At 53.9% G+C, this 18,755-nt stretch carries 14 protein-coding genes; 7 read left to right on the top strand and 7 right to left on the bottom strand.

Going from position 1 to position 18,755, the window contains the following annotated elements; all coding sequences use genetic code 11:
* Together gatB and ACG2XO_RS03400 are read left to right on the top strand one after the other, a co-directional pair.
* Window positions 1-1,443 (top strand): Asp-tRNA(Asn)/Glu-tRNA(Gln) amidotransferase subunit GatB, encoded by a 1,443-nt coding sequence (gene gatB / locus ACG2XO_RS03405; RefSeq protein WP_410499413.1) that lies wholly within the window; start codon window positions 1-3, stop codon window positions 1,441-1,443.
* A gap of 82 nt (window positions 1,444-1,525) precedes the next feature.
* Entirely contained in the window at window positions 1,526-2,311 is a 786-nt protein-coding gene (locus ACG2XO_RS03400; protein WP_410499412.1) for a DUF2971 domain-containing protein, read from the top strand.
* A gap of 673 nt (window positions 2,312-2,984) precedes the next feature.
* Here ACG2XO_RS03400 and ACG2XO_RS03395 read toward each other — a convergent pair.
* Window positions 2,985-3,722 carry a substrate-binding periplasmic protein gene (locus ACG2XO_RS03395; protein ID WP_410499411.1) on the bottom strand — a complete coding sequence of 246 codons (738 nt, stop codon included), beginning with the start codon at window positions 3,720-3,722 and terminating at the stop codon, window positions 2,985-2,987.
* 147 nt (window positions 3,723-3,869) lie between these two features.
* Here ACG2XO_RS03395 and ACG2XO_RS03390 point away from each other — a divergent pair, with 147 nt between their 5' ends.
* The 3 genes from ACG2XO_RS03390 to ACG2XO_RS03380 all read left to right on the top strand — a co-directional run bounded on the left by ACG2XO_RS03390 (window position 3,870) and on the right by ACG2XO_RS03380 (window position 5,202).
* On the top strand, window positions 3,870-4,496 hold the full coding sequence (locus ACG2XO_RS03390; protein ID WP_410499410.1) for an SRPBCC family protein: 627 nt from the start codon (window positions 3,870-3,872) through the stop codon (window positions 4,494-4,496).
* 83 nt (window positions 4,497-4,579) lie between these two features.
* Complete coding sequence (locus tag ACG2XO_RS03385; protein ID WP_410499409.1) at window positions 4,580-4,825, top strand: CDGSH iron-sulfur domain-containing protein; 246 nt, start codon at window positions 4,580-4,582, stop codon at window positions 4,823-4,825.
* Window positions 4,826-4,857: 32 nt separating this feature from the next.
* The gene (locus ACG2XO_RS03380; protein WP_410499408.1) at window positions 4,858-5,202 is read left to right on the top strand and encodes a 4a-hydroxytetrahydrobiopterin dehydratase; all 345 of its coding nucleotides are present in this window, start codon (window positions 4,858-4,860) and stop codon (window positions 5,200-5,202) included.
* Window positions 5,203-5,293: 91 nt separating this feature from the next.
* Here ACG2XO_RS03380 and ACG2XO_RS03375 read toward each other — a convergent pair whose 3' ends face one another.
* From ACG2XO_RS03375 to ACG2XO_RS03360, 4 genes are all read right to left on the bottom strand, one after another.
* Window positions 5,294-7,180, bottom strand: coding sequence for a M60 family metallopeptidase (locus ACG2XO_RS03375; RefSeq protein ID WP_410499407.1), 1,887 nt, complete (start codon window positions 7,178-7,180; stop codon window positions 5,294-5,296).
* A gap of 212 nt (window positions 7,181-7,392) precedes the next feature.
* Entirely contained in the window at window positions 7,393-7,773 is a 381-nt protein-coding gene (gene panD, locus ACG2XO_RS03370) for an aspartate 1-decarboxylase (RefSeq protein ID WP_410499406.1), read from the bottom strand.
* Window positions 7,774-7,893: 120 nt separating this feature from the next.
* Window positions 7,894-8,481, bottom strand: a complete 588-nt coding sequence (locus tag ACG2XO_RS03365; RefSeq protein ID WP_410499405.1) for a hypothetical protein — start codon at window positions 8,479-8,481, stop codon at window positions 7,894-7,896.
* A 71-nt stretch (window positions 8,482-8,552) separates the two neighbouring features.
* Entirely contained in the window at window positions 8,553-10,403 is a 1,851-nt protein-coding gene (locus ACG2XO_RS03360; protein ID WP_410499404.1) for a ribonuclease catalytic domain-containing protein, read from the bottom strand.
* Window positions 10,404-10,595: 192 nt separating this feature from the next.
* Here ACG2XO_RS03360 and ACG2XO_RS03355 point away from each other — a divergent pair, with 192 nt between their 5' ends.
* Window positions 10,596-13,490: an AAA family ATPase gene (locus ACG2XO_RS03355; protein WP_410499403.1), complete on the top strand. Its 2,895-nt coding sequence runs from the start codon at window positions 10,596-10,598 to the stop codon at window positions 13,488-13,490.
* Between the two features lie 47 nt (window positions 13,491-13,537).
* Here ACG2XO_RS03355 and prfA read toward each other — a convergent pair whose 3' ends face one another.
* Together prfA and hemA are read right to left on the bottom strand one after the other, a co-directional pair.
* Window positions 13,538-14,617, bottom strand: coding sequence for a peptide chain release factor 1 (prfA, locus tag ACG2XO_RS03350; RefSeq protein WP_410499402.1), 1,080 nt, complete (start codon window positions 14,615-14,617; stop codon window positions 13,538-13,540).
* Window positions 14,618-14,686: 69 nt separating this feature from the next.
* Window positions 14,687-15,940 carry a glutamyl-tRNA reductase gene (hemA, locus tag ACG2XO_RS03345; protein WP_410499401.1) on the bottom strand — a complete coding sequence of 418 codons (1,254 nt, stop codon included), beginning with the start codon at window positions 15,938-15,940 and terminating at the stop codon, window positions 14,687-14,689.
* Between the two features lie 195 nt (window positions 15,941-16,135).
* On the opposite strand from hemA, the gene ACG2XO_RS03340 reads away from it, so the two are divergent.
* Window positions 16,136-18,676 carry an EAL domain-containing protein gene (locus ACG2XO_RS03340; RefSeq protein ID WP_410499400.1) on the top strand — a complete coding sequence of 847 codons (2,541 nt, stop codon included), beginning with the start codon at window positions 16,136-16,138 and terminating at the stop codon, window positions 18,674-18,676.
* Window positions 18,677-18,755: the final 79 nt, after the last annotated feature.

Here is an 18,755-nt window from a genome sequence, read left to right as displayed (position 1 = left end):
ATGAAATGGGAAGTCGTTATTGGGCTGGAAGTACATACCCAGCTCACCACCAAATCCAAAATCTTTTCGCCCGCCAGCACCGCGTTTGGCGCCGAGCCGAACACGCAAACGGCCGTCGTTGATATCGCCTTGCCCGGCGCTTTGCCGGTGATGAACCGCGCCGCCGTTGAGCGAGCGATTCAGTTTGGCTTGGCGATTGGCGCAAAAGTGAATCGCAAATCGATTTTTGCGCGTAAAAATTACTTCTACCCTGATTTGCCCAAGGGCTATCAGATCAGCCAGTTCGAGCTGCCCGTAGTAGAAGGTGGCGCGATCACGATCCAAGTGCAACCCGCCAAGGGCGATCCGTACGAAAAAGTGATCAACCTGACTCGCGCGCATCTGGAAGAAGACGCGGGTAAATCGGTACACGAAGATTTCCACGGCGCATCGGGGATCGATCTGAACCGCGCTGGAACGCCGCTGCTCGAAATCGTTTCCGAGCCTGAAATGCGCTCGGCCGCCGAAGCCGTTGCTTATGCCAAAGCGCTGTATTCGCTGGTGACGTGGATCGGTATTTGCGACGGTAATATGAGCGAGGGCTCGTTCCGCTGCGATGTGAACGTTTCGGTGCGCCCTGAAGGCCAGCAAGAATTTGGCACGCGCCGCGAAATCAAAAACCTGAACTCGTTCAAATTCATCGAGCAGGCGATCAAATACGAAGTGCAATGGCAAATCGACGAAATCGAATCGGGTCGCAAAATCCAGCAAGCGACGATTCTGTTCAACCCGGACACCGGCGAAACACGGATGATGCGCAGCAAGGAAGACGCGCACGATTACCGCTACTTCCCCGATCCCGATTTGCCGCCGCTGGTGGTAAGCGAAGAATGGATAGAGCGCGTACGCAGCGAACTGCCTGAGTTGCCGGTCGCGATGCAGGCACGTTTCGCAGAGCAATACGGCCTGTCTGAATACGACGCGCGCATGCTGACCGGCAGCAAAGAGCTGGCTGCCTACTTTGAAGCCAGCGTTGCCGCGGGAGCGGACGCCAAACTCGCCGCCAACTGGATCATGGGCGACATCTCGGCGACGCTGAATCGCGAAGAAAAAACCATCGCCGATAGCCCTGTTTCAGCCGAGGCTTTGGCTGGCTTGATCAAGCGCATTACCGACAACACGATCAACAACAAAACCGCCAAAGACGTTTTGAAAAAAATGTGGGAAAGCGGGGATGTTGCCGATGTGATCATCGAGCGCGACGGCCTGAAACAGGAAACCGACACCGGCGCGATTGAAGCGATTGTCGACGCGGTACTCGCAGCCAATCCGAAAGCGATTGAGGAATATCGCAGCGGGAAAGAAAAAGCGCTGAACGCCTTGGTCGGCCAAGTGATGAAAGGCTCAGGCGGTAAGGCCAACCCAGGGATGGCGTTGGAGTTGTTGAAGAAGAAGGTAGGTTAATAAAAAAGCGGCTTTGGCCGCTTTTTTATTAACCTAAGTTTGAAATTGGCGATTGAAATTATTGCACATAAAGGCTATTGCCATGATTTTATATAAATACGTTGATTTGGAAGCTGCTTTGCTAATTATTCAAAATGCAACAGTGAAATTTACAAAGATATCTGATTTGAATGATCCATTTGAAGTTTCATCCTTGTTTTATGAATCACTTGATCGGGAGTATGGAGCTACAGAGAATCACTTCAGAAAATTGAAGATTAGTATGAGCTACGGGGTTTTATCTTTATCAAGAGCAGCACTTAATCCTTTGATGTGGGCGCATTATGCTCGCGGCAAAAAACAACCGAGCAAGAAAGGAATTCGTATCGATCAAAACAATGAAGCTCATGGTGGGATGGTTATTGGATTTGATACGATAGATGCTGAGCTTGATTGCGAGTTAAGTAATCTAATTCCAGCAAAATTCGGCAGTATTATTTATACGTCCACAAAACCAACGGAACCGTTTCATCACTCAGAACATGATGGGTTGTTCGAGGGTATGAGTTATCGGTATGAGCTTGATTTACAAGAAACACTACAAAGGGTTTTTTTGTATAAATCTCAACATTGGGCCTATGAGGAAGAAGTTCGAGTTGTTCGTAATATTCTTAAAGGTGATGAAGTACAAAGAGTGAATAGGAGTAGTATTAAAGAAATATATATTGGCGCTGGTCATTTTTATGACAAAGAGTATTTGAGTCAGCTCCAATCTATAATTGAAAGTAATCTCCCTGATTGTAAGATTTTTGTATGCCACATGAAGGAAAAATCGTGGGGTATCAAAGCAGTTAATATTGAACGTGCTGTAGAATGCAGCGGAATGTAATAGCCGAAGACATTATGCCGCTGAATGATTCTGGTGGTTTTTCTTTGTCTACAACATTCAATTAACGGGCATTGGCGGCTGTGCGCCGCGGCACTTACTTTCCTTGCTTCGCCAAGGAAAGTAAGCAAAGGAAGGCGACCCGGGCGAAAAGCGCTCCGCGCCAAGCCTCACCTCGTCGCGAGCCAAACGATAAAACTGTTTGTCTCGCTCCTCACCTCGGTTTTCGCTACACGGGAATCCAAGCCCCAAATCAACCATCAAGACCTATACCCGCCATGGTGTTGCTCTGAAGATAATTTAAATCATGGCATTCAGACACATACCCATCCATGACATACAAAGCTGCGAATTAGGACGAAGAGCCCGTGGAGCCGCGCCGTTCGGGAGGCGGTTGGCAAGGTTTTAAGAGGCGGCTGTTTGAGCTGCGCGACGGTAGCGCGCAGCGAGTTTCCGCGTCGCCTTGCCAATTGCCGGACGGACGGGGTTTCGCGGTGATCGGGCGCGCTGGGGTTGCAAGGGGAGGAGCAAGACCTCCCCTTGCTCGTATGGCCGGCGAAACGGCCGGTTCACCGCCTGCGCAGCAGGCCATGCAATTGTGGATAAACAACTGCAGCTATTTCCAGCCCGCAATATTCAATCAACGGACATTGGCGGCTGTGCGCCGCTGGCACTTTCACTGCTTGAGGTATCGCGACTGCAGGTCGTGAAAAAAGCCCTTGTCCTGTAGGCGTTGCAGGTGGCCGAGCAGGATGTTCGCTTGCGGGTGCTTGGCGGGTACGGCGCAATGGAGACTGGCGCTATTGATGACCAGCCCTTCTTGAAGCCGCTGTTCGGCAGGCAGGCTGCGATTGAACCAGCGCAGGGAGAAGCGGTTGATGATGCCGTAATGCTCGCGCCCGGCTTGAACTTTGCGCATGAGCTGCTCTTCAGTGAGCGCATCGCTACGTTTGAGTTGCCCTTGCTGAAACAGTGTTTCCAGCGAGGAATAGCGGTAGCCCAGCACCGTAGACAGCGTTTCGCCGTAGATTTCTTGGATTGAGGCGGGGGAGTGGGTACCTGATCGGAACAGCAGTACATTCGATTCGTCAAGCATGGCAGGACCCCAACGTAGCGGCATTGTGGCGGGGAGCCAGGCTGGGTTGAGCAGGCAGACGTAGTCGAATCGCCCTTGCCCGGCCATTCGTTCAAGCCGTTTTCGCGGGAAAAGCTGGTATTTGACGCTTTGTTTTGCTTCCTGTGCCAGGGCCTGCCCGAGTTCCAGCAGCATGCCGCCGGTGAGGTTGCCATGATTGGAAATGATGGCGGGTGCCTGTCGGCCTTCATTGGCGATGATCAGTAGTGGTGCCGCCTGAGCTTCTGATCCAATGATGAATAGAGTGATCAAGTGGCGCAAAAGCATGGTGCGGGACACTATGAAGTCCTTTGGGGGCAAGATGTGCAGGTTGTTGGAGCCGCCTTGCATCGTTCCCATGTGGCCAGAATGAGTTGACCACTACAGTTTGCGGAAAACAAAGCTCTGTATCATTGTAGATTCGAGTTGGCCGGAAGGTAAGCCGTGATGATCCACTTACGCAGAACAAGCACCATCCGGATTTGGCATGACTGCGTTGCGCTCCTTGCTTCCCACTGCTACAAACAGGTTTCCCCCCCTCTATTGCTGGAGCTGGCGATGAATATTCCTGATGATCGTTTTGATGCCGAGCTTGACCTGAAGTTTGTCCGCGAAGTGCCGCTGCCGCCGGAGGCAATCTGGGCGGCGTGGACGCAGCCTGAGCATATCGTGCGCTGGTTTACCCCTGCGCCGTGGCGCACGACCGAGTGCCAGATTGATTTACGCCCCGGTGGGTTGTTTCATACCGAGATGAAAGGGCCTCAGGAAGGCGAGCAGTTTTCCGGTGTGGGCTGCTATCTGGACATTGTGCCGAATCGGCGGCTGGTCTGGACGAATGCGCTGCTGCCGGGTTTTCGACCGAATCCGTCGTTTGCCGACTCCAGCTGCGGCGATTTTCCGTTTACTGCAATCATTGAGCTGGAGCCCATTTCTATTGATGGTTCTGGCAGTACGCGCTATACGGCGATTGTGAAGCATCGCGATGCAGCCGGGCGTGATCAGCATGCGTCTATGGGGTTTGAAGAAGGCTGGGGCAAGGCGCTGGAACAGCTGGTCGAGTTGATGCGAACTTGATTCGTGCTCACCGGCTCGACTGCATTGCGATTGCGGCTAGCTCCGGCTACGCTGAAATACGCAACAAGCAGGAGATTGCAACCATGTCCGAACCGATGATTGCCCAGAAAGCGCCGTACGAGGTTGAGGTTGAGGCGGGGAAAACTTATTTCTGGTGTGCCTGCGGGCATAGCAAGACGCAGCCTTTTTGCGATGGCTCGCACCGGCATACGCATATGACACCGATCAAGTTTGTCGCTGAAGAGAGCGAAACGGTTTATTTGTGCGGCTGCAAACACAGCGAATCCAAACCGTTTTGCGACGGTACTCACGCTCATCTGGATACCTGATTGGTGGCGCAGAGTTCAACAAGGAGCAAGCCATGAGCGATGATTTTCAGCAAAAATGCGAAGCCTGCCGCGCCGGTGCACCGCAGGTCAGCGACGAGGAATTACCCGGGCTGATCCGCGCGATTCCGGACTGGACGCCGGTCGTCGTCGATGGTGTGCTGCAATTGCGGCGCGTGTATCAGTTCAAGAATTTCGCACAGGCCTGGGCAATGTGCGATCGCGTCGCTGCGCTGGCCGAAGAGGTCGGGCATCATCCGGCGCTGCTGCTCGAATGGGGCAAACTGACCGTGAGCTGGTGGACGCACAAGATTGGCGGGCTGCATAAAATGGATTTTGAGCTGGCAGCGAAAACGGATAGCTTGTTTACACCGTCATGATGTGCTGGTTTTAGGTAAAAAACAGGCCAATACCTTTGCGGGTATTGGCCTGTAGCTTTTTTGGAATGTCGCTTTTGGCGATATACCCTAATTAGCGTGGCTGATAAAGCACTTTGCTGTCGCGGTTGAGCCAGATCGGATCGTTCAGTGTTTTCAGCCCCATGCCGCGCAATTTGGTTTGCGTGTCGCTACTGGCTGGAATACCCCATTGCGTGAAGAATGGCGTCAAGTCATAGCCTGCCACGCGGCTGGTTTCGATGATGAAGGTTTGTTTTTCATTAAAACCATCGTCATTCGGAATCAGTTGCGCTGGCATATTACGATAGTTTTTGCCCAGTTTGGCGTAGAAATCCTGACCGAAAGCCAGATCGAGCTGCCAGAACATCGTTGCGCGGACAAACAGATCACTTTGTGTGTCGAAATTGCGGCTTGGTTGATTCAGGTAAGCCAATGCTTTTGTCCAGTCCCCTTCGACTTCAAAACGCGATGGTTGACCCAATGCACGTTGTATATAGCGTGAAGATAGATTGACGGTCACTTCGGTTTGGTCGTTCCAGGTGAACGGGCTCATCTGGTGTTGATGACCCAGCTCGTGCCACGGCCCCCAGCCGTTGGTGCCCAGTCGTTTGCTGTTGAGTACATCAGCAACGGCAGGTGTTGCGGCAGCCATGCGATATTGCCATGCATACATCCAGCCGGTGTAAGGCGCCAGCTCAACAAAGTGGTAGCGATGTGGATCCGGTGCGTGTGGCCAGCTGTTACCGGCGACCAGACCATATTGCTCGTCTTCCAGATCAACGATTTTGTCCCAAAGCGTCATGACCGCTTCAGCGTCGTCAACGTAGCGCATAGCCTGAGTCATGGAGGCCGTCACCATCATTCGTTTGCTGACCAGCTCGGCGAAAGGCGCATCACCATAAGTAGTGAGCATTTTGACCCAGTCAGCATGGGTGTGCTGACCCAGCACAAAACGTGGCATGATGCGGCCACCCGAACTCAGATTGACCTTCATTTCACCACCGGTGGGCTCGTTAAAGGCCGCAATGTAAACAATCCCTTTCATGCCCGAAACAATGCTGTTACTGCCGGTGTTGAGCGTGGTTTTCTGGGTGGTATTGTAGTTCCAGGTATTGTCATCAATGTTGTGGATCCAGATTTCCGGCGCACGATTGGGGGCTGCGCCCGTGTAGCTGTAATTGATTGTCAATACATCGCCAGATTGTACCCAGTAGCCGGTGGACTGGAATGGCGTGTGGTTGAAGCTGCGTAACTGGGCTGCACGGGTTGTGCCCACATTGCCCGGTTGTTCCAGTACGATCTGGCGCGCGGGGACGATAGAGCCGGCAACCGGTGTTGCGGTGGGAGCTGGTGTTGGAGTGGCGACGGGCGTTGCTGTTGGCTGCGGAGTCGCAGTCGGCTGGGCTGTCGGCGTTGGCGTCGCAGTTGGTGCCGGAGTCGGTCCGCAAGCGCCGAGGTCTTTCCATGGCAGGCCTACTCCGACGTTCAAATCAGGCTGGTTGCCCTGAGTCCACCACTGAGCCTGATAGGTACGTCCTTTGTAGCTGGTTTTCTGGCCGCCGACATAGGCAGTATCTTTATTCCAGGCAGCGTCAACACAGGTATTGGCTGCGGGTGTTGCTGTAATTGTCGGCGTTGCTGTTGGTGCGGCAGTGGGTACGGGGGTTGCAGTGATTGCAGGGCTGGCAGTTGGTGCCGGAGTCGCCGTTGGTGCCGTGCTCGGTGTCGCGGTCGGTGCCGTTCCTGCGACTTTGCTCCATACACCCCATTGGCCACTCAGAGCCGGATTGTCGCCGCGAGTCCACCATTTATTCTGATATAACTGGCCTTGATGGCTGACGACAGAGCCCGGTGTTGCATAGGTTGTATCTGCATTCCATTCGCTGGCTGCAACGGCTTGGGCGATGGCAGCCTGGCAGATAATGCCTGCAATCAGGCCGATACGATTGAATTTTGTCATTACTTCCTCTGGGTTTCTTGTCTGGTATAAGGAAAATATCTAAGCGCTGCGAATGTAGCGGAAATATTAGGAAGTGGTGATGATCTAATTCACTGGTGTCATCGATATCACTGTGTCGTATTGCTGGTGCGATGGAATCAGCAAGGGGGGAGCCTAGAATGAGTAATAAAAAACCCGCACTATAAGTGCGGGTTGTCGGGATGAGTGGGAGGCTATTTTTGTTGTGTCGCAATCGCATTGCTGCTGTGCGTAATGCGGTTGTTGCTGTCGACATAAATCAGCGATGGCTTGTGATTGTCCAGCTCGTCGTCGCTGTAGTCGGCAAAAGTCGCAATAATCAGCAAGTCGCCAACCTGAGCGTGACGCGCCGCCGAGCCGTTGACCGAAATGATGCCGGAGCCGCGCTGGCCTTTGATCGCATAAGTCGAAAAACGCGCGCCATTATTGATATTCCAGATATCGATTGCTTCATATTCGCGGATATTGGCTGCTTCAAGCAGGTTTTCGTCGATGGCGCACGAGCCTTCATAATGCAGTTCGGCATGCGTCGCGGTGACGCGATGCAGTTTGGATTTGAGCATATTGCGTTGCATGGTGTTCTCCCGCGCGGGGCGTGACCCAAAAGATAGGCGCGATTATAAAACTTTGAATCAAAAAGCCAAGTTGAAATTAATCAAGTCAGACTACAAAAGTGATTGCAGCGAAGGCTGTTATCAGCTTTGACGGTGGTAAATCAGTTTGCCATCGAGCAGGAATTCGCCTTCGCTGATGCGTTCATCCGGTGCGATACGGTCAAAATCAAAGCGGATTCCGTCCAGCAAGAGCCAGGCCGGAATGGGCTGCCCCTGAAAACGCCCCAATGATTCCTCGGCGCGAACGACTTCTCTGGGGCGCAGCTGCGGCGAGCGTTCTGCTGATCGGGCCAGCTCGGCGGCGTCTTCGCGTGCGTCGCGCTCTTCCGGCAGTGGCAAATCGCGGGCAAAAGCTTGCGGGTGTGTTTCTTTGTCCTGCAAGGGCAGATTGCGCAAATACCAGCCAAACAGCAACCGTGGTAACACGACGCGTTTGACTTGTTTTTGCGAATTAATGACGCAGGCGACGCTAAATTGTGTGCCGCAGGAAGGGCAATGGGCTTTGGCGGCAATCGCAATATGGTCTTCGACCAGTCGTGCGATGCCATGCATATCTTTGGCGTGCAGCATGTTGCCGCAAGACACGCATGGCTTGGAAAATTGTCTGATTTCCTGTCCGTTGGCAAACTTCAGTGGCAAAAAATCGCTGAGGCGGCGGTTAGGCTGCATGGGGTGGTCCTTCATGGCAGGCTGACCTGCTGAATGTCGGGTTACGCTGCGCGCTAACCCGACCTACATTTCTAAATAGTCGCGATTCTGGCTTCGACGCCAAGTTCGAGATAATCAATGTTTAGACGCTGTAATGATACGGTCGTTCCCGCTGGCAGTTCGGGCAAACCACCGACGCGCAAGACCAGCGGCATACCGTCAACGCGAACCAGATTTTCCTTGATCACCTGCGCATTGAATTCTCGCATATTCTCCTGCTCCAGATAACGCAGGCACCAGTAGCGCTCCATTTTGTCCTGGAAATCGGCATACGCAGCGTAGGCTGCATCGAACGATGAAATCGCGGTAAACAGCTCGGCATCGTTTTTCTGGTAGCGCGGTTTTTCATTGCGCAGCATCGCAACGAGTTGTTGCTGGTTGATGAAATCGACCGCGCGGCGCAATGGCGAGCTCGACCACATATAGCAATCAACACCGAGGCCGGCATGCGCAGTCGGTTGCGTCGACAGTTTGACGCGGCCGCCGCCTTGCGAGCGGTAAATGCCGGCGATTTGCGCGTCGCGCAAGTTTGCGCCCCACAGGCTGTTGACCAGAATCATCAGCTCGGCGACGAGTTTATCCATTGGCGCACCGCGTTTGCGCGGCACGATGCGAACGCGCTCGGCTTTGCCTTCTTCGCGGTCGATATAGAAACTGTAATCAAGGCGTTGTTGCTGAGGCTGATCGGCTTTACCACGACGGCCTTCGAGTGCGCCAGCCAGATTCCACAGCAGCGTCAGTTCGGCTTTCCACGGATAGTCCTCACCATCCTTGCCGACGGTGTCTTCATTAAAGTAGGGCTCGATATCGTGGTGGCGCAGATTGGCAACCACCGGCACACGCTCGATCACCGAGCGATGGCTGATGATGTCATAGCCGAGCGAGACTTCCAGATACATCGATAGCGCCGGGCGCGCCGCGCCTTCCTGCAGCGTAAATACTTCCACCGCGTCGTCGGGCAGCATCGTGATTTTGTCGCCGGGGAAATACACCGTCGACAGACGATCCAGAATCACTTGATCGAGCGCCGTGCCCGGCAAAATGCCCAGTGTCGGTGCTGCGATGTGAATGCCGACCTGCCAGTTGCCATTTGCTAATTTTTTCAGGCTGAACGCATCGTCAATTTCGGTCGTGCTCGCGTCGTCAATCGAGAAGGCTGCAACGTCGGCGACGGGTAAATCTTCTGGCGCAAAAACTGGCTCAGAAACCGGAAAACCACGGCCTTTGGGGAAGTGTTCGATCAGAAAACCGTCGAGGTGATATTGCGCAACGTCGGGAATCGCGCCGATTTTGTCGAGTAGGCGCAGCGTCGACATTTGCGCATTTTCTGCCGCTTGCGCCAGTGCCTTGTATTCAAGGCTGTTTTTATCGGGGCGATGTATCAGTCTAGAGAGCTTGTCCTGCAAGGCTTGCGGCAAGATACCTGCCAAAAGATCGGCTTCCCATGCCGCCATTTGCTCGGCTTCACGCGCTTTGCGCTCCAGTCCGGCAATCGCCGCTTTCAGGTTTTCTTCGGGTGCGGCTTTGTAGCGGCCTTTGCCTTTGCGATAAAAATACATCGGTGCGGTATGCAGCGCGATGGCGGCGGCGGCTTGCTGGGTCAGGCTGGGGTTGGCGCCAAAGTATTCGGCGGCAATTTCGGCAAAGCCAAATTCATCTTGCCCGCAGCATTCCCACAGGAAATTGACGTCAACTTCAGCAGCGAGGCTTTGTGCCGATTTGAAAAATTCATCGAGGCTGATGCGATCAAAACGCAGCAGCACATTGGCGGTTTTGATTTTGCTGCGCTTACCGCGCGCGTCTTCCACCTGCATGCTGGCAGCCTGCTCATCATTGATGCTGGCGACTTTAAAGCTGCCATCTTCCTCGTAAAAAACATTCATCGCGATTATCAACCGTTGCGCCAAGGCCAAAGCTGCCAATTATATCAAAGCGGTTTGTGTTCCGTTGGCATTAGTTATCTTGCTGGCCTTTGGGCGGATTTTTGACGGTGTCAATACGGGATTTGATCTAGTTGATAGAAATTTCCAGCTAAATCAGCGACAATCGCACGACTTCATCGGAAAGCAGAAATTTTGTCTACACAACAACAGCTTGCATCTACTTCACGTGATTCCAGCCCCCCTGCAGGCAGTCCTGCCGGACTGACCCGGCGTGCATTGGGCAGTGAATTGCGCTTTGCGCTGGCCGAAACGGCAGCGGGTGGCAGCAAGCTGGTCATGCTGGTCGGTGAGTCCGGCTCGGGTAAAACCCAGCAGGCGCAACAATTGCTGCCGCATGTCCGCCAGCGCGGCGGCATGCTGATCGAGAGCCGGATCGAGTCACTGAACTGGAGTAATCCGCTTGATAGTTTGTTGCTGGGTTTAAGTCAATTGAGCCAGCCATTAACCCGGCAGTTGAGTAACCCGGGTTTGAGCGGGCAGGAAGCCTTGCTGGATCTGGTGCGCCGCCTCAGATTGAGCGAACAGGTCACTGGCGATATTGATTTGTCGCAAGCGCTGCATTTGCAATTACTGGTCGGTGAACTGCTCAGTTATGCCTGCCAGCAACTCAGGCCACTGGTATGGATTATTGACGACGTCGATCTGCTTGATCAGGATGCGCTGGCGGTGATCGATTATCTGATCGAGCACAGGGCTACACCCTATCTGATGTTGCTACTGTGTGTCGAAAATGAGCATTTGCCTGTTGTTCAGCGCTGGCAGAGTCATGAACGCTGTCAGGTTTTCCGGCTGGCGCCTTTTAGCGTGCGCGATACGGTGGCCTGGCTGATCGAAGAGCAGGGAATCAATCCGCGCCTGGCGGCTGAAATCGCGCCGCATTTGCAGCAAACGTGCCAAGGTAATTTGCAGCTTTGCCGCTTTTTGCTCGATTCGCTGGCGGCGTACGATTTGTTGACTCCAGTGCAGGATGATCAATGGCCGCAGCGTTTGCAGCAAATTTCGCTGCAATTGCGAACACCAGAGGCCGAAGCCTTTTTCGAGAGCAAGTTGCGCGCCCTGCCCGAAACCTGTCTGGAAATATTGCAAAGCGCCAGTCTGATCGGTCTTGAATTCGACGCCCGTTTATTGCACGACTACCTGCCGCTCAGTGCGGTGCAGGAGCATCTGGAGCTGGCACAGCAACAAGGCATGGTCGAGGCGCAATCTGGTGATATCTGGCGCTTTATTCATCCGCATCTGATGCGGCTGGCGCAGCATACTTTTGAATTCCTTACCGAAGCCGAGCTGCATGCGAGGCTGGCTTTGCGAATGCTGAACTACCCCAATTTTGCCTTGCAGGCCTTGCGCCATGCTCAGCAGGCTGGGGGCTTGTTTGATCGGGATGAGAAAAACCGGTTTGCCCAGCAATCCTTGCAAATTGCAGCGCAGGTGCTTTTGCAGGGAAGCCCTTTGCATGCAGGCCAAATTCTTGAGCAACTGATGGCCTTGTTGGGCGAAGGCGTCTGGCGGGAGCAGCCTGCGTTGGGTGAACAACTGGCTGAATTATGGTGCTCGACCTGGCAGGAGCCGGGGCAGTTGATCGACGTGATTGCGCTGCGGCGTAATGTGCCTCTGGGCGCCAGCAAGCGGGTCGATTATTTACTGGCCGCGACACAACTCAGACTGGCTTTGCTCGCGCACGATTATCCCAGTGCTTTTAGTGCCGCAGAGCAGGCGCTTGATGCGCTGGGCGTTCCGATGGCGCTGGACGACGGAATCGGTGAATTGTTTTCGCAGGGTGTGCAGTGGTTATGGCGCCGCTATATTCGCCCAGTTCGCCAGCAGCTCTCTGATCATGCGGCTGTCAATCAGGCGCAGGAAATTCTGACCGATTTGCTCGGCCCGTGTTTCTTTTCTCGCCCCAAGCTTCTGCCCGCGATCGCGCTAAAGCAACTTTCATTGACGATGAAACATGGTGCGTGCCCAGCCAGCGCCGCTGCAATGATTTGCGGAGCAATGTTGCTGGCAGCTCTTCATCGCTATGAGCAAGCGTTTGCCCTGGCGGAGCGGGCACAACAGATGTCGCAATCGCTGACGGGAGACCGCCAGCGCCATCGGGTGCCCATTTTCGATTTGGGTTTTATCCAGCCCTGGCATACCAATTTGCAACAGTTGCTGCCTGATTTGTGGCGCTGGCAGCAAAATGCTCAGGCGCAGGGCGATTTTGAATATGCAGCGTATGGTAGTTTGTTTTATCTGGGGCATTCGATCCTGAACGGTAGCCCTTTGCTGCATCTGGAGAAAGAAGCGCTCAAGATTGAAGAAGATCTGCGCTATACGCGGCAACAGCATTTGCAGCCCATGGCCGCTGTTTTCCGGCAATTTGTTTATGGCCTGGTGCGTAGCAATGATGCGCAGCCGTGGCTGGGGCGAAGTGAATTTATTACGCCGCAGATGCTCGAACAACTGGCGGCGCGCAACGATAGCCTGACTCTCTTTATGCACTATCTGTGCGCAGGGCATGGTGCGATCTATTGCGGTAATAATGATGCAGGCGAATTATTGCTCGAGCAGGCGGCTGTGCATCTCCCTTCGGTGCGGGGGTCAGTGATCGAGGCTTTGTTTCATGTGCTGACACTGTTGAACCGATGCGCCAGCGCCCAGCCCTTATCCGCGTGGGCTCGCTGGCAGCTCAGGCGTGGTATTGATCAGCTTAAACAATGGGCGCAAATGAATCCCATTCTGTTTGCGAGCAAATTGCAGTTGTTGCAGGCGCAACTGGCACAGCGTGAAAGGCGTTTCGAGGCGGCTCAGCGCCATTATCTGGCGGCGATCGAATCGGCCAGGTTGTATCAGCGCAATCATGATCAGGCGATTGCCACGCTGTATTACGCCCGTTTTTTATTGAGCCGGCAGCAGTTTCATCATGCGCGCAAGCAGTTCAGGCTGGCGATGAGTCAGTATGAACTGTGGGGCGCCGCCGGCGTTTCAGCCTATATTCGCCGCACTTATGGTGCATTTTTAAATAAAAAACCCAGGGGTATATAGCCCTGGGGTTTTTTAGCTTGATGTTTGGCGATATACCTTGGTGGGTATCAGGAGTCGCCCAGTTGTGCCAGCAATTCGGTCTGATGCTCGTTGATCAGTGCTTGCGTCAATTCGGTCAAGTCGCCATCCATCAGATAATCGAGCTTGTACAAAGTCAGGTTGATGCGGTGATCGGTCATCCGGCCTTGCGGGAAGTTGTAAGTGCGGATGCGCTCGGAACGATCCCCAGAGCCAATCAATGATTTACGCTCGGCCGCTTCCTTGCTTTGAATCTCGCGCAGTTGAGCATCTTTAATCCGTGCAGAGAGTACCGCTAAGGCTCGCGCCTTGTTTTTATGCTGGCTACGATCATCCTGACATTCAACAATAATCCCGGTCGGAATATGCACAATGCGTACCGCTGAGTCGGTTTTATTGATGTGCTGACCACCGGCACCGCTGGCACGGAAAGTATCAATCCGCAAATCGGCGGGGTTGATATTCACTTCTTCGAGCTCGTCCGCCTCGGGCATCACCGCCACCGTACACGCCGAAGTATGAATCCGCCCCTGCGTTTCGGTCGCCGGAACACGCTGCACACGGTGGCCACCCGATTCGAATTTCAATCTGGAATACGCGCCAAAACCAACGATACGCGCGATGATTTCCTTATAGCCGCCCAGATCGGATTCGTTCGCCGAAACAATTTCGACTTGCCAGCGGTTGCGCTCGGCATAGCGGCTGTACATGCGGAACAGGTCGGCCGCAAACAGCGCCGACTCGTCGCCACCAGTGCCGGCGCGAATTTCGAGAAAGATATTGCGCTCATCGTTCGGGTCTTTCGGTAGCAAGGCTTTTTGCAGATCCAGATCAAGCTGCTCCAGCCGCGCTTTACCGTCTTTGATTTCTTCCGCAGCCATTTCTGCCATTTCCGGGTCCGACAGCATCGCTTCGGCGTCGGCCAGATCGGCGTTGATGCGGTTAAATTCATGCCAGAGCTCGACAACCGGCGTGAGTTCGCTGAATTCGCGGTTCAGTTTGCGATATTGATCCATATCGCGAGTGGCGTCTTCAGACGCCAGAAGGCCACCGACTTCTTCGAGTCGCTCGGCCAGTTGTGCCAGTTTGGCGAGGATGGAGGGTTTCATTGTTATTCCAAAGATGGAAAAGGGGAGTAGAGAGGGAGGGACATTCTTCTCTCTTCCCCGCTCCGATTTTTAATCACTGTCATGCAGCCGGTATAGTCGTCGCACCAGATTGACCAGCGTTTCCTGTTCGTCGGTGCTGGCCGAGTTCAGTGTTGCCAGCGGGGCGTGCAGGAATTTATTGCTCAGTTGCTGCGCGAGCTGCTCGATCACCTGTTGCGGATCTTCACCATTGGCGAGTTTTTTCTGCGCTTTTTGCACTTCAGCGCGAGAAATCCGGTCGGCGTGGTCGCGCAAATCGCGTATCGTTGGCACCATCGCCCGGCTGGCGAGCCAGCTGCCAAATTCTTTGACTTTGTTGTTGACCATCGCTTCGGCACTGGCGACTTCGGCGCTGCGTGACGCCATGCCCTGCTGAACGACTTGTGCCAGATCATCGACGGTATACAGGTAGGCGTCGTCGAGCTCGCCGACTTCGCTTTCGACGTCGCGCGGAACAGCCAGATCGACGATAAACATCGGGCGGCGACGGCGCGCTTTTAGCGCTCGCTCTATCATCCCTTTGCCGACAATCGGCAGCGGTGCTGCGGTCGAGCTGATCACGACGTCAAATTCGTGAATTCGTTCGGGTAACTCGGTCAGGACAATCGCTTCGCCGCCCAATTGACTGGCCAGCACCTGCCCACGCTCCAGCGTGCGGTTGGCGACGGTCATTTTGGCCGGATGGTGCGCGGCAAAATGCGTGGCGCACAATTCGATCATTTCACCGGCACCAATAAACAGCACTTTGCATTCGGCGATCGACGGGAAAATCCGCTCAGCCAGACGAACCGACGCTGCGGCCATCGAGACCGACGCTGCGCCGATTTTGGTCTGGCTGCGAACTTCCTTGGCGACTGAGAAAGTGCGCTGAAATACGCCATTGAGCAGGGTGCCTAGCGAGCCGGCTTCGCGCGCAGTGCGTTCTGCATCCTTGAGTTGCCCCAGAATCTGCGTTTCCCCAACGACCATCGAATCGAGTCCGCAGGCGACCCGATAGGCATGGCGGGCAGCTGCTTCGCCCTGATGGGTATACAGGTGGGGGGTAATGCTATTAATGTCTTGATTTCTGTTGCTTGCAAGCCAATACGTTACAGTTTCTAATTCGCGAACATTGCAATAAATTTCGGTTCGATTGCAAGTCGACACAATGGCGGCTTCAGTCACGCCTTTGAGCGCAAGCAGCTCAGTCAGCGCCGAGTCTATCTCTTCGGGGTTGAAGGCAAGCCGCTCCCGTACTGCAAGCGGCGCAGTCTGGTAATTAAGTCCGAGAACGACAAAATTCATGCGAATGAAGGCATTAATTATAAAACCGCCCATTTTACCCTGATTTCCCCTTATTCACGCCAAACAAAAAGGGGTAAATGGCGCGCTGCTGCAGCGGGACGCCAACAAACCGGGCGGGTTGTGGCGATTTAGCTGTAAGTGCGAGGTTTTCGCCGCCTATAATCAGAAAGCTTAACTTGCTTATCGTGTCTGAAAATGAATGTGTCGTTGCGTTTTGCAATGAGTCTGGTGCTCGCTGGCCTGCTTATCTTTGCATTGCTTATGAGTAATAGCCTGCTGTTGCGCAGCCAGCAGGACGCCCTGTCACGCCTGAATGAGCGGATCATCAATGAGACCAGCCGCAGCGCCCAGCGCAGCCTGAGCGAATTTCTGGCGATTCCCGAGCGTGGTAATGCCTTGATGAAAGTCGTGATCGAGTCGGCTGAAATACCACTCTCGCCCGATTTGGCCGCACTTGAACGACCGATGTTCGATATTCTGACTCAGACGCTGACCGAGCATGCGGCTTTAAATTCGATGGCTTTTGCCAACGAGAAAGGTGAATTTATCGGTCTGGTTCGCAAGCCTGATCAGCGCGATTTTTTTCTGGTTCTCAAAGATCGGCGCACCCAGCATACTTTTCAGGCTTATCCGGGCACAGTGGTTTCCACGCCGAGTCTGATCATCGAGTTTTACGATCCCCGTACCCGTCCCTGGTATCAACTGGCGCTTGAGCGGGGCAAACCGGTCTGGTCCGAAATCTACAATAACGCGTTTAATTCGACCGAAAGCCTGATGTCTTATGCCACGCCACTGATGAATGCCAAACGGCAGGTCACCGGGGTGCTGGTCAGTAATTTGCAGATTCACCGCTTTAACCAGTTTTTGCTGCAATTGCCGGATTTGCGAAACGGCGCAATTTTTATCGTCGATGAAAAAAATCGCCTGATCGCCCATTCGTCGAATGAAAGCGTCTTGCAGGTGCAAAGCTCGTCAGTGACCAAACAAGTCAGTCGCAAGCTGCCTAGTCAGAGTGATCTGGCCGTGGTGCGCGCGGCCGGACGTTATCTTGACCAGAATTTGCAACGCTTTGATTTTCTGCTGGACGGCGAGAAAATTTACGGCCGTATCCTGCCGCTGGAAAACCAGAACGGATTGAACTGGCGCATTGTTGTTCTATTGCCAGAAAACGACTTGATCGGCACTCTCAAGCAGGAACAACGGTCAGTGATTATCCTGATCTTTTTGGGCGCGCTCGGCGTCATGTTGCTCGGCTGGTATTTTTCGGGGTATATCAGCTGGCCGATTCTGCAAGTGGCGCAAGCGGCCGAGAATTTTGGTAATGCGCCGATGCAAAATGGCTGGCAGCCGCAGGATCATCGTGGCTGGCAGTTGCGCGAAACTGCACAACTGACCCGTTCATTTAACCGGATGGCGCAGCAACTGATCCAGTCATTCCGGCTGATCAGCAATCAGATGCGCCTCGATGAAGTAACCGGCTTGCTGTCACGCGATGGGCTGCGTACCGCACTGGAAAACTGGCATTATTCGGCAGAGCACAAGCAATTAATGCTGCAAATCGGGCTTGATGGTTTTCGCGCAATCAACGATAGCGTGGGTCATACCGTCGGTAATATGTTGCTCAGCTCGATTGCCCATCGCCTGCAACATTCCCTGCCGCCGGATGTGTTGCTGGCTCGAACAGCAGGTACCGAATTTACCATGCTGTTTCCCAAAGTCGATCCGACTGAGATGGGCGATTTGGTGCAATTTTATCGCGACAGTTTTGTGACGGCCTTTTCGGTGGCATCGGCCGATGAGATTGTGGTGCCCGCTTCAGTGGGGGCGCTGTATGGTCACTTCGAGCTGACGCAGTTCGACGACTGGTTGCGCAATGCCAGTATTGCGCTCGGACAAGCCAAGGCCAGAGGGCACGGATCTTCGGCAGTCTTTGAAAGTGAGATGCTCGAGCAGTCGATTGCCAGAACCCGATTGACTAATGAGTTGAAGCTGGCGCTTGAACGCGAGGAATTCCGGGTTTTCTTCCAGCCGGTAATTGATTTGGCAACGGGCGAGACGATAGGCGCCGAGGCCTTGGTTCGCTGGCAAAGCCCGAACGGCATGGTGTCACCGGCGTTGTTTATTCCGGCTGCCGAAGAGTCCGGACTGATTTTACCGCTGGGGCAATGGGTTTTGCGTGATGCGTGCCGCCAGATCGCCGAGAAAATCGCGCAAGGCTGGCGGACTGATTTCGGTTTGCACGTGAATGTTTCGGTTCGGCAACTGATCCAGTCGGATTTTTACGAGCAAGTCAGGATGGTGCTGGCGGAAACTGCTTTGCCAGCGAATGGTTTGACGCTGGAAATTACCGAGTCCTGCCTGATTACGCAGAGCGAAGTGATCGTCAGTCTGGTTCGGCGCCTGCGTGCGCTCGGGGTTAGTGTCGCGATTGATGATTTTGGTACCGGTTATTCATCGCTGGCTTATTTGCATCAGTTTGACTTTGACTGCCTGAAAATCGATCAGTCCTTTGTCGCACGGATGCTGGATAATCCGCAAGATCAGGCGATTGTTTCGGCCATTATCGATATGGCCGCCGGTTTTGACGCCACGCTGGTCGCCGAAGGGATAGAAACCGCAGCGCAGGCCGATCATCTGCGCGCAATCGGCTGCCAGCATGCGCAGGGGTATTTCTTTGGCCGCCCGGCTCCGCTTGAGGCTTGGCCGCAGCAGCCGGTGCGTCCGGATATTCAGTAGGAGCTGTTGATCTTGGGTTTAATCAATACCCTTGCTTGTATTTGTCTGTAGCTATTGCTGGTATTGATTTTTGGCAATA

This window comes from Chitinibacter sp. S2-10, from assembly GCF_046530675.1.
In the GTDB taxonomy this organism is placed as follows: Bacteria; Pseudomonadota; Gammaproteobacteria; order Burkholderiales; family Chitinibacteraceae; genus Chitinibacter.
The sequence above is the reverse complement of the archived record's forward strand: the minus strand, read 5'-3'. Positions and strand labels throughout refer to the sequence as shown.

Excerpts from the sequence above, each read along its gene's own strand:
- ACG2XO_RS03340 (WP_410499400.1), top strand. The coding sequence starts at position 16,136 with ATGAATGTGTCGTTGCGTTTTGCAATGAGTCTGGTGCTCGCTGGCCTG.
- ACG2XO_RS03380 (WP_410499408.1), top strand. The coding sequence starts at position 4,858 with ATGAGCGATGATTTTCAGCAAAAATGCGAAGCCTGCCGCGCCGGTGCA.
- ACG2XO_RS03375 (WP_410499407.1), bottom strand. The coding sequence starts at position 7,180 with ATGACAAAATTCAATCGTATCGGCCTGATTGCAGGCATTATCTGCCAG.
- prfA (WP_410499402.1), bottom strand. The coding sequence starts at position 14,617 with ATGAAACCCTCCATCCTCGCCAAACTGGCACAACTGGCCGAGCGACTC.
- ACG2XO_RS03400 (WP_410499412.1), top strand. The coding sequence starts at position 1,526 with ATGATTTTATATAAATACGTTGATTTGGAAGCTGCTTTGCTAATTATT.
- gatB (WP_410499413.1), top strand. The coding sequence starts at position 1 with ATGAAATGGGAAGTCGTTATTGGGCTGGAAGTACATACCCAGCTCACC.
- ACG2XO_RS03360 (WP_410499404.1), bottom strand. The coding sequence starts at position 10,403 with ATGAATGTTTTTTACGAGGAAGATGGCAGCTTTAAAGTCGCCAGCATC.
- ACG2XO_RS03365 (WP_410499405.1), bottom strand. The coding sequence starts at position 8,481 with ATGCAGCCTAACCGCCGCCTCAGCGATTTTTTGCCACTGAAGTTTGCC.
- ACG2XO_RS03385 (WP_410499409.1), top strand. The coding sequence starts at position 4,580 with ATGTCCGAACCGATGATTGCCCAGAAAGCGCCGTACGAGGTTGAGGTT.
- hemA (WP_410499401.1), bottom strand. The coding sequence starts at position 15,940 with ATGAATTTTGTCGTTCTCGGACTTAATTACCAGACTGCGCCGCTTGCA.
- ACG2XO_RS03390 (WP_410499410.1), top strand. The coding sequence starts at position 3,870 with ATGATCCACTTACGCAGAACAAGCACCATCCGGATTTGGCATGACTGC.
- panD (WP_410499406.1), bottom strand. The coding sequence starts at position 7,773 with ATGCAACGCAATATGCTCAAATCCAAACTGCATCGCGTCACCGCGACG.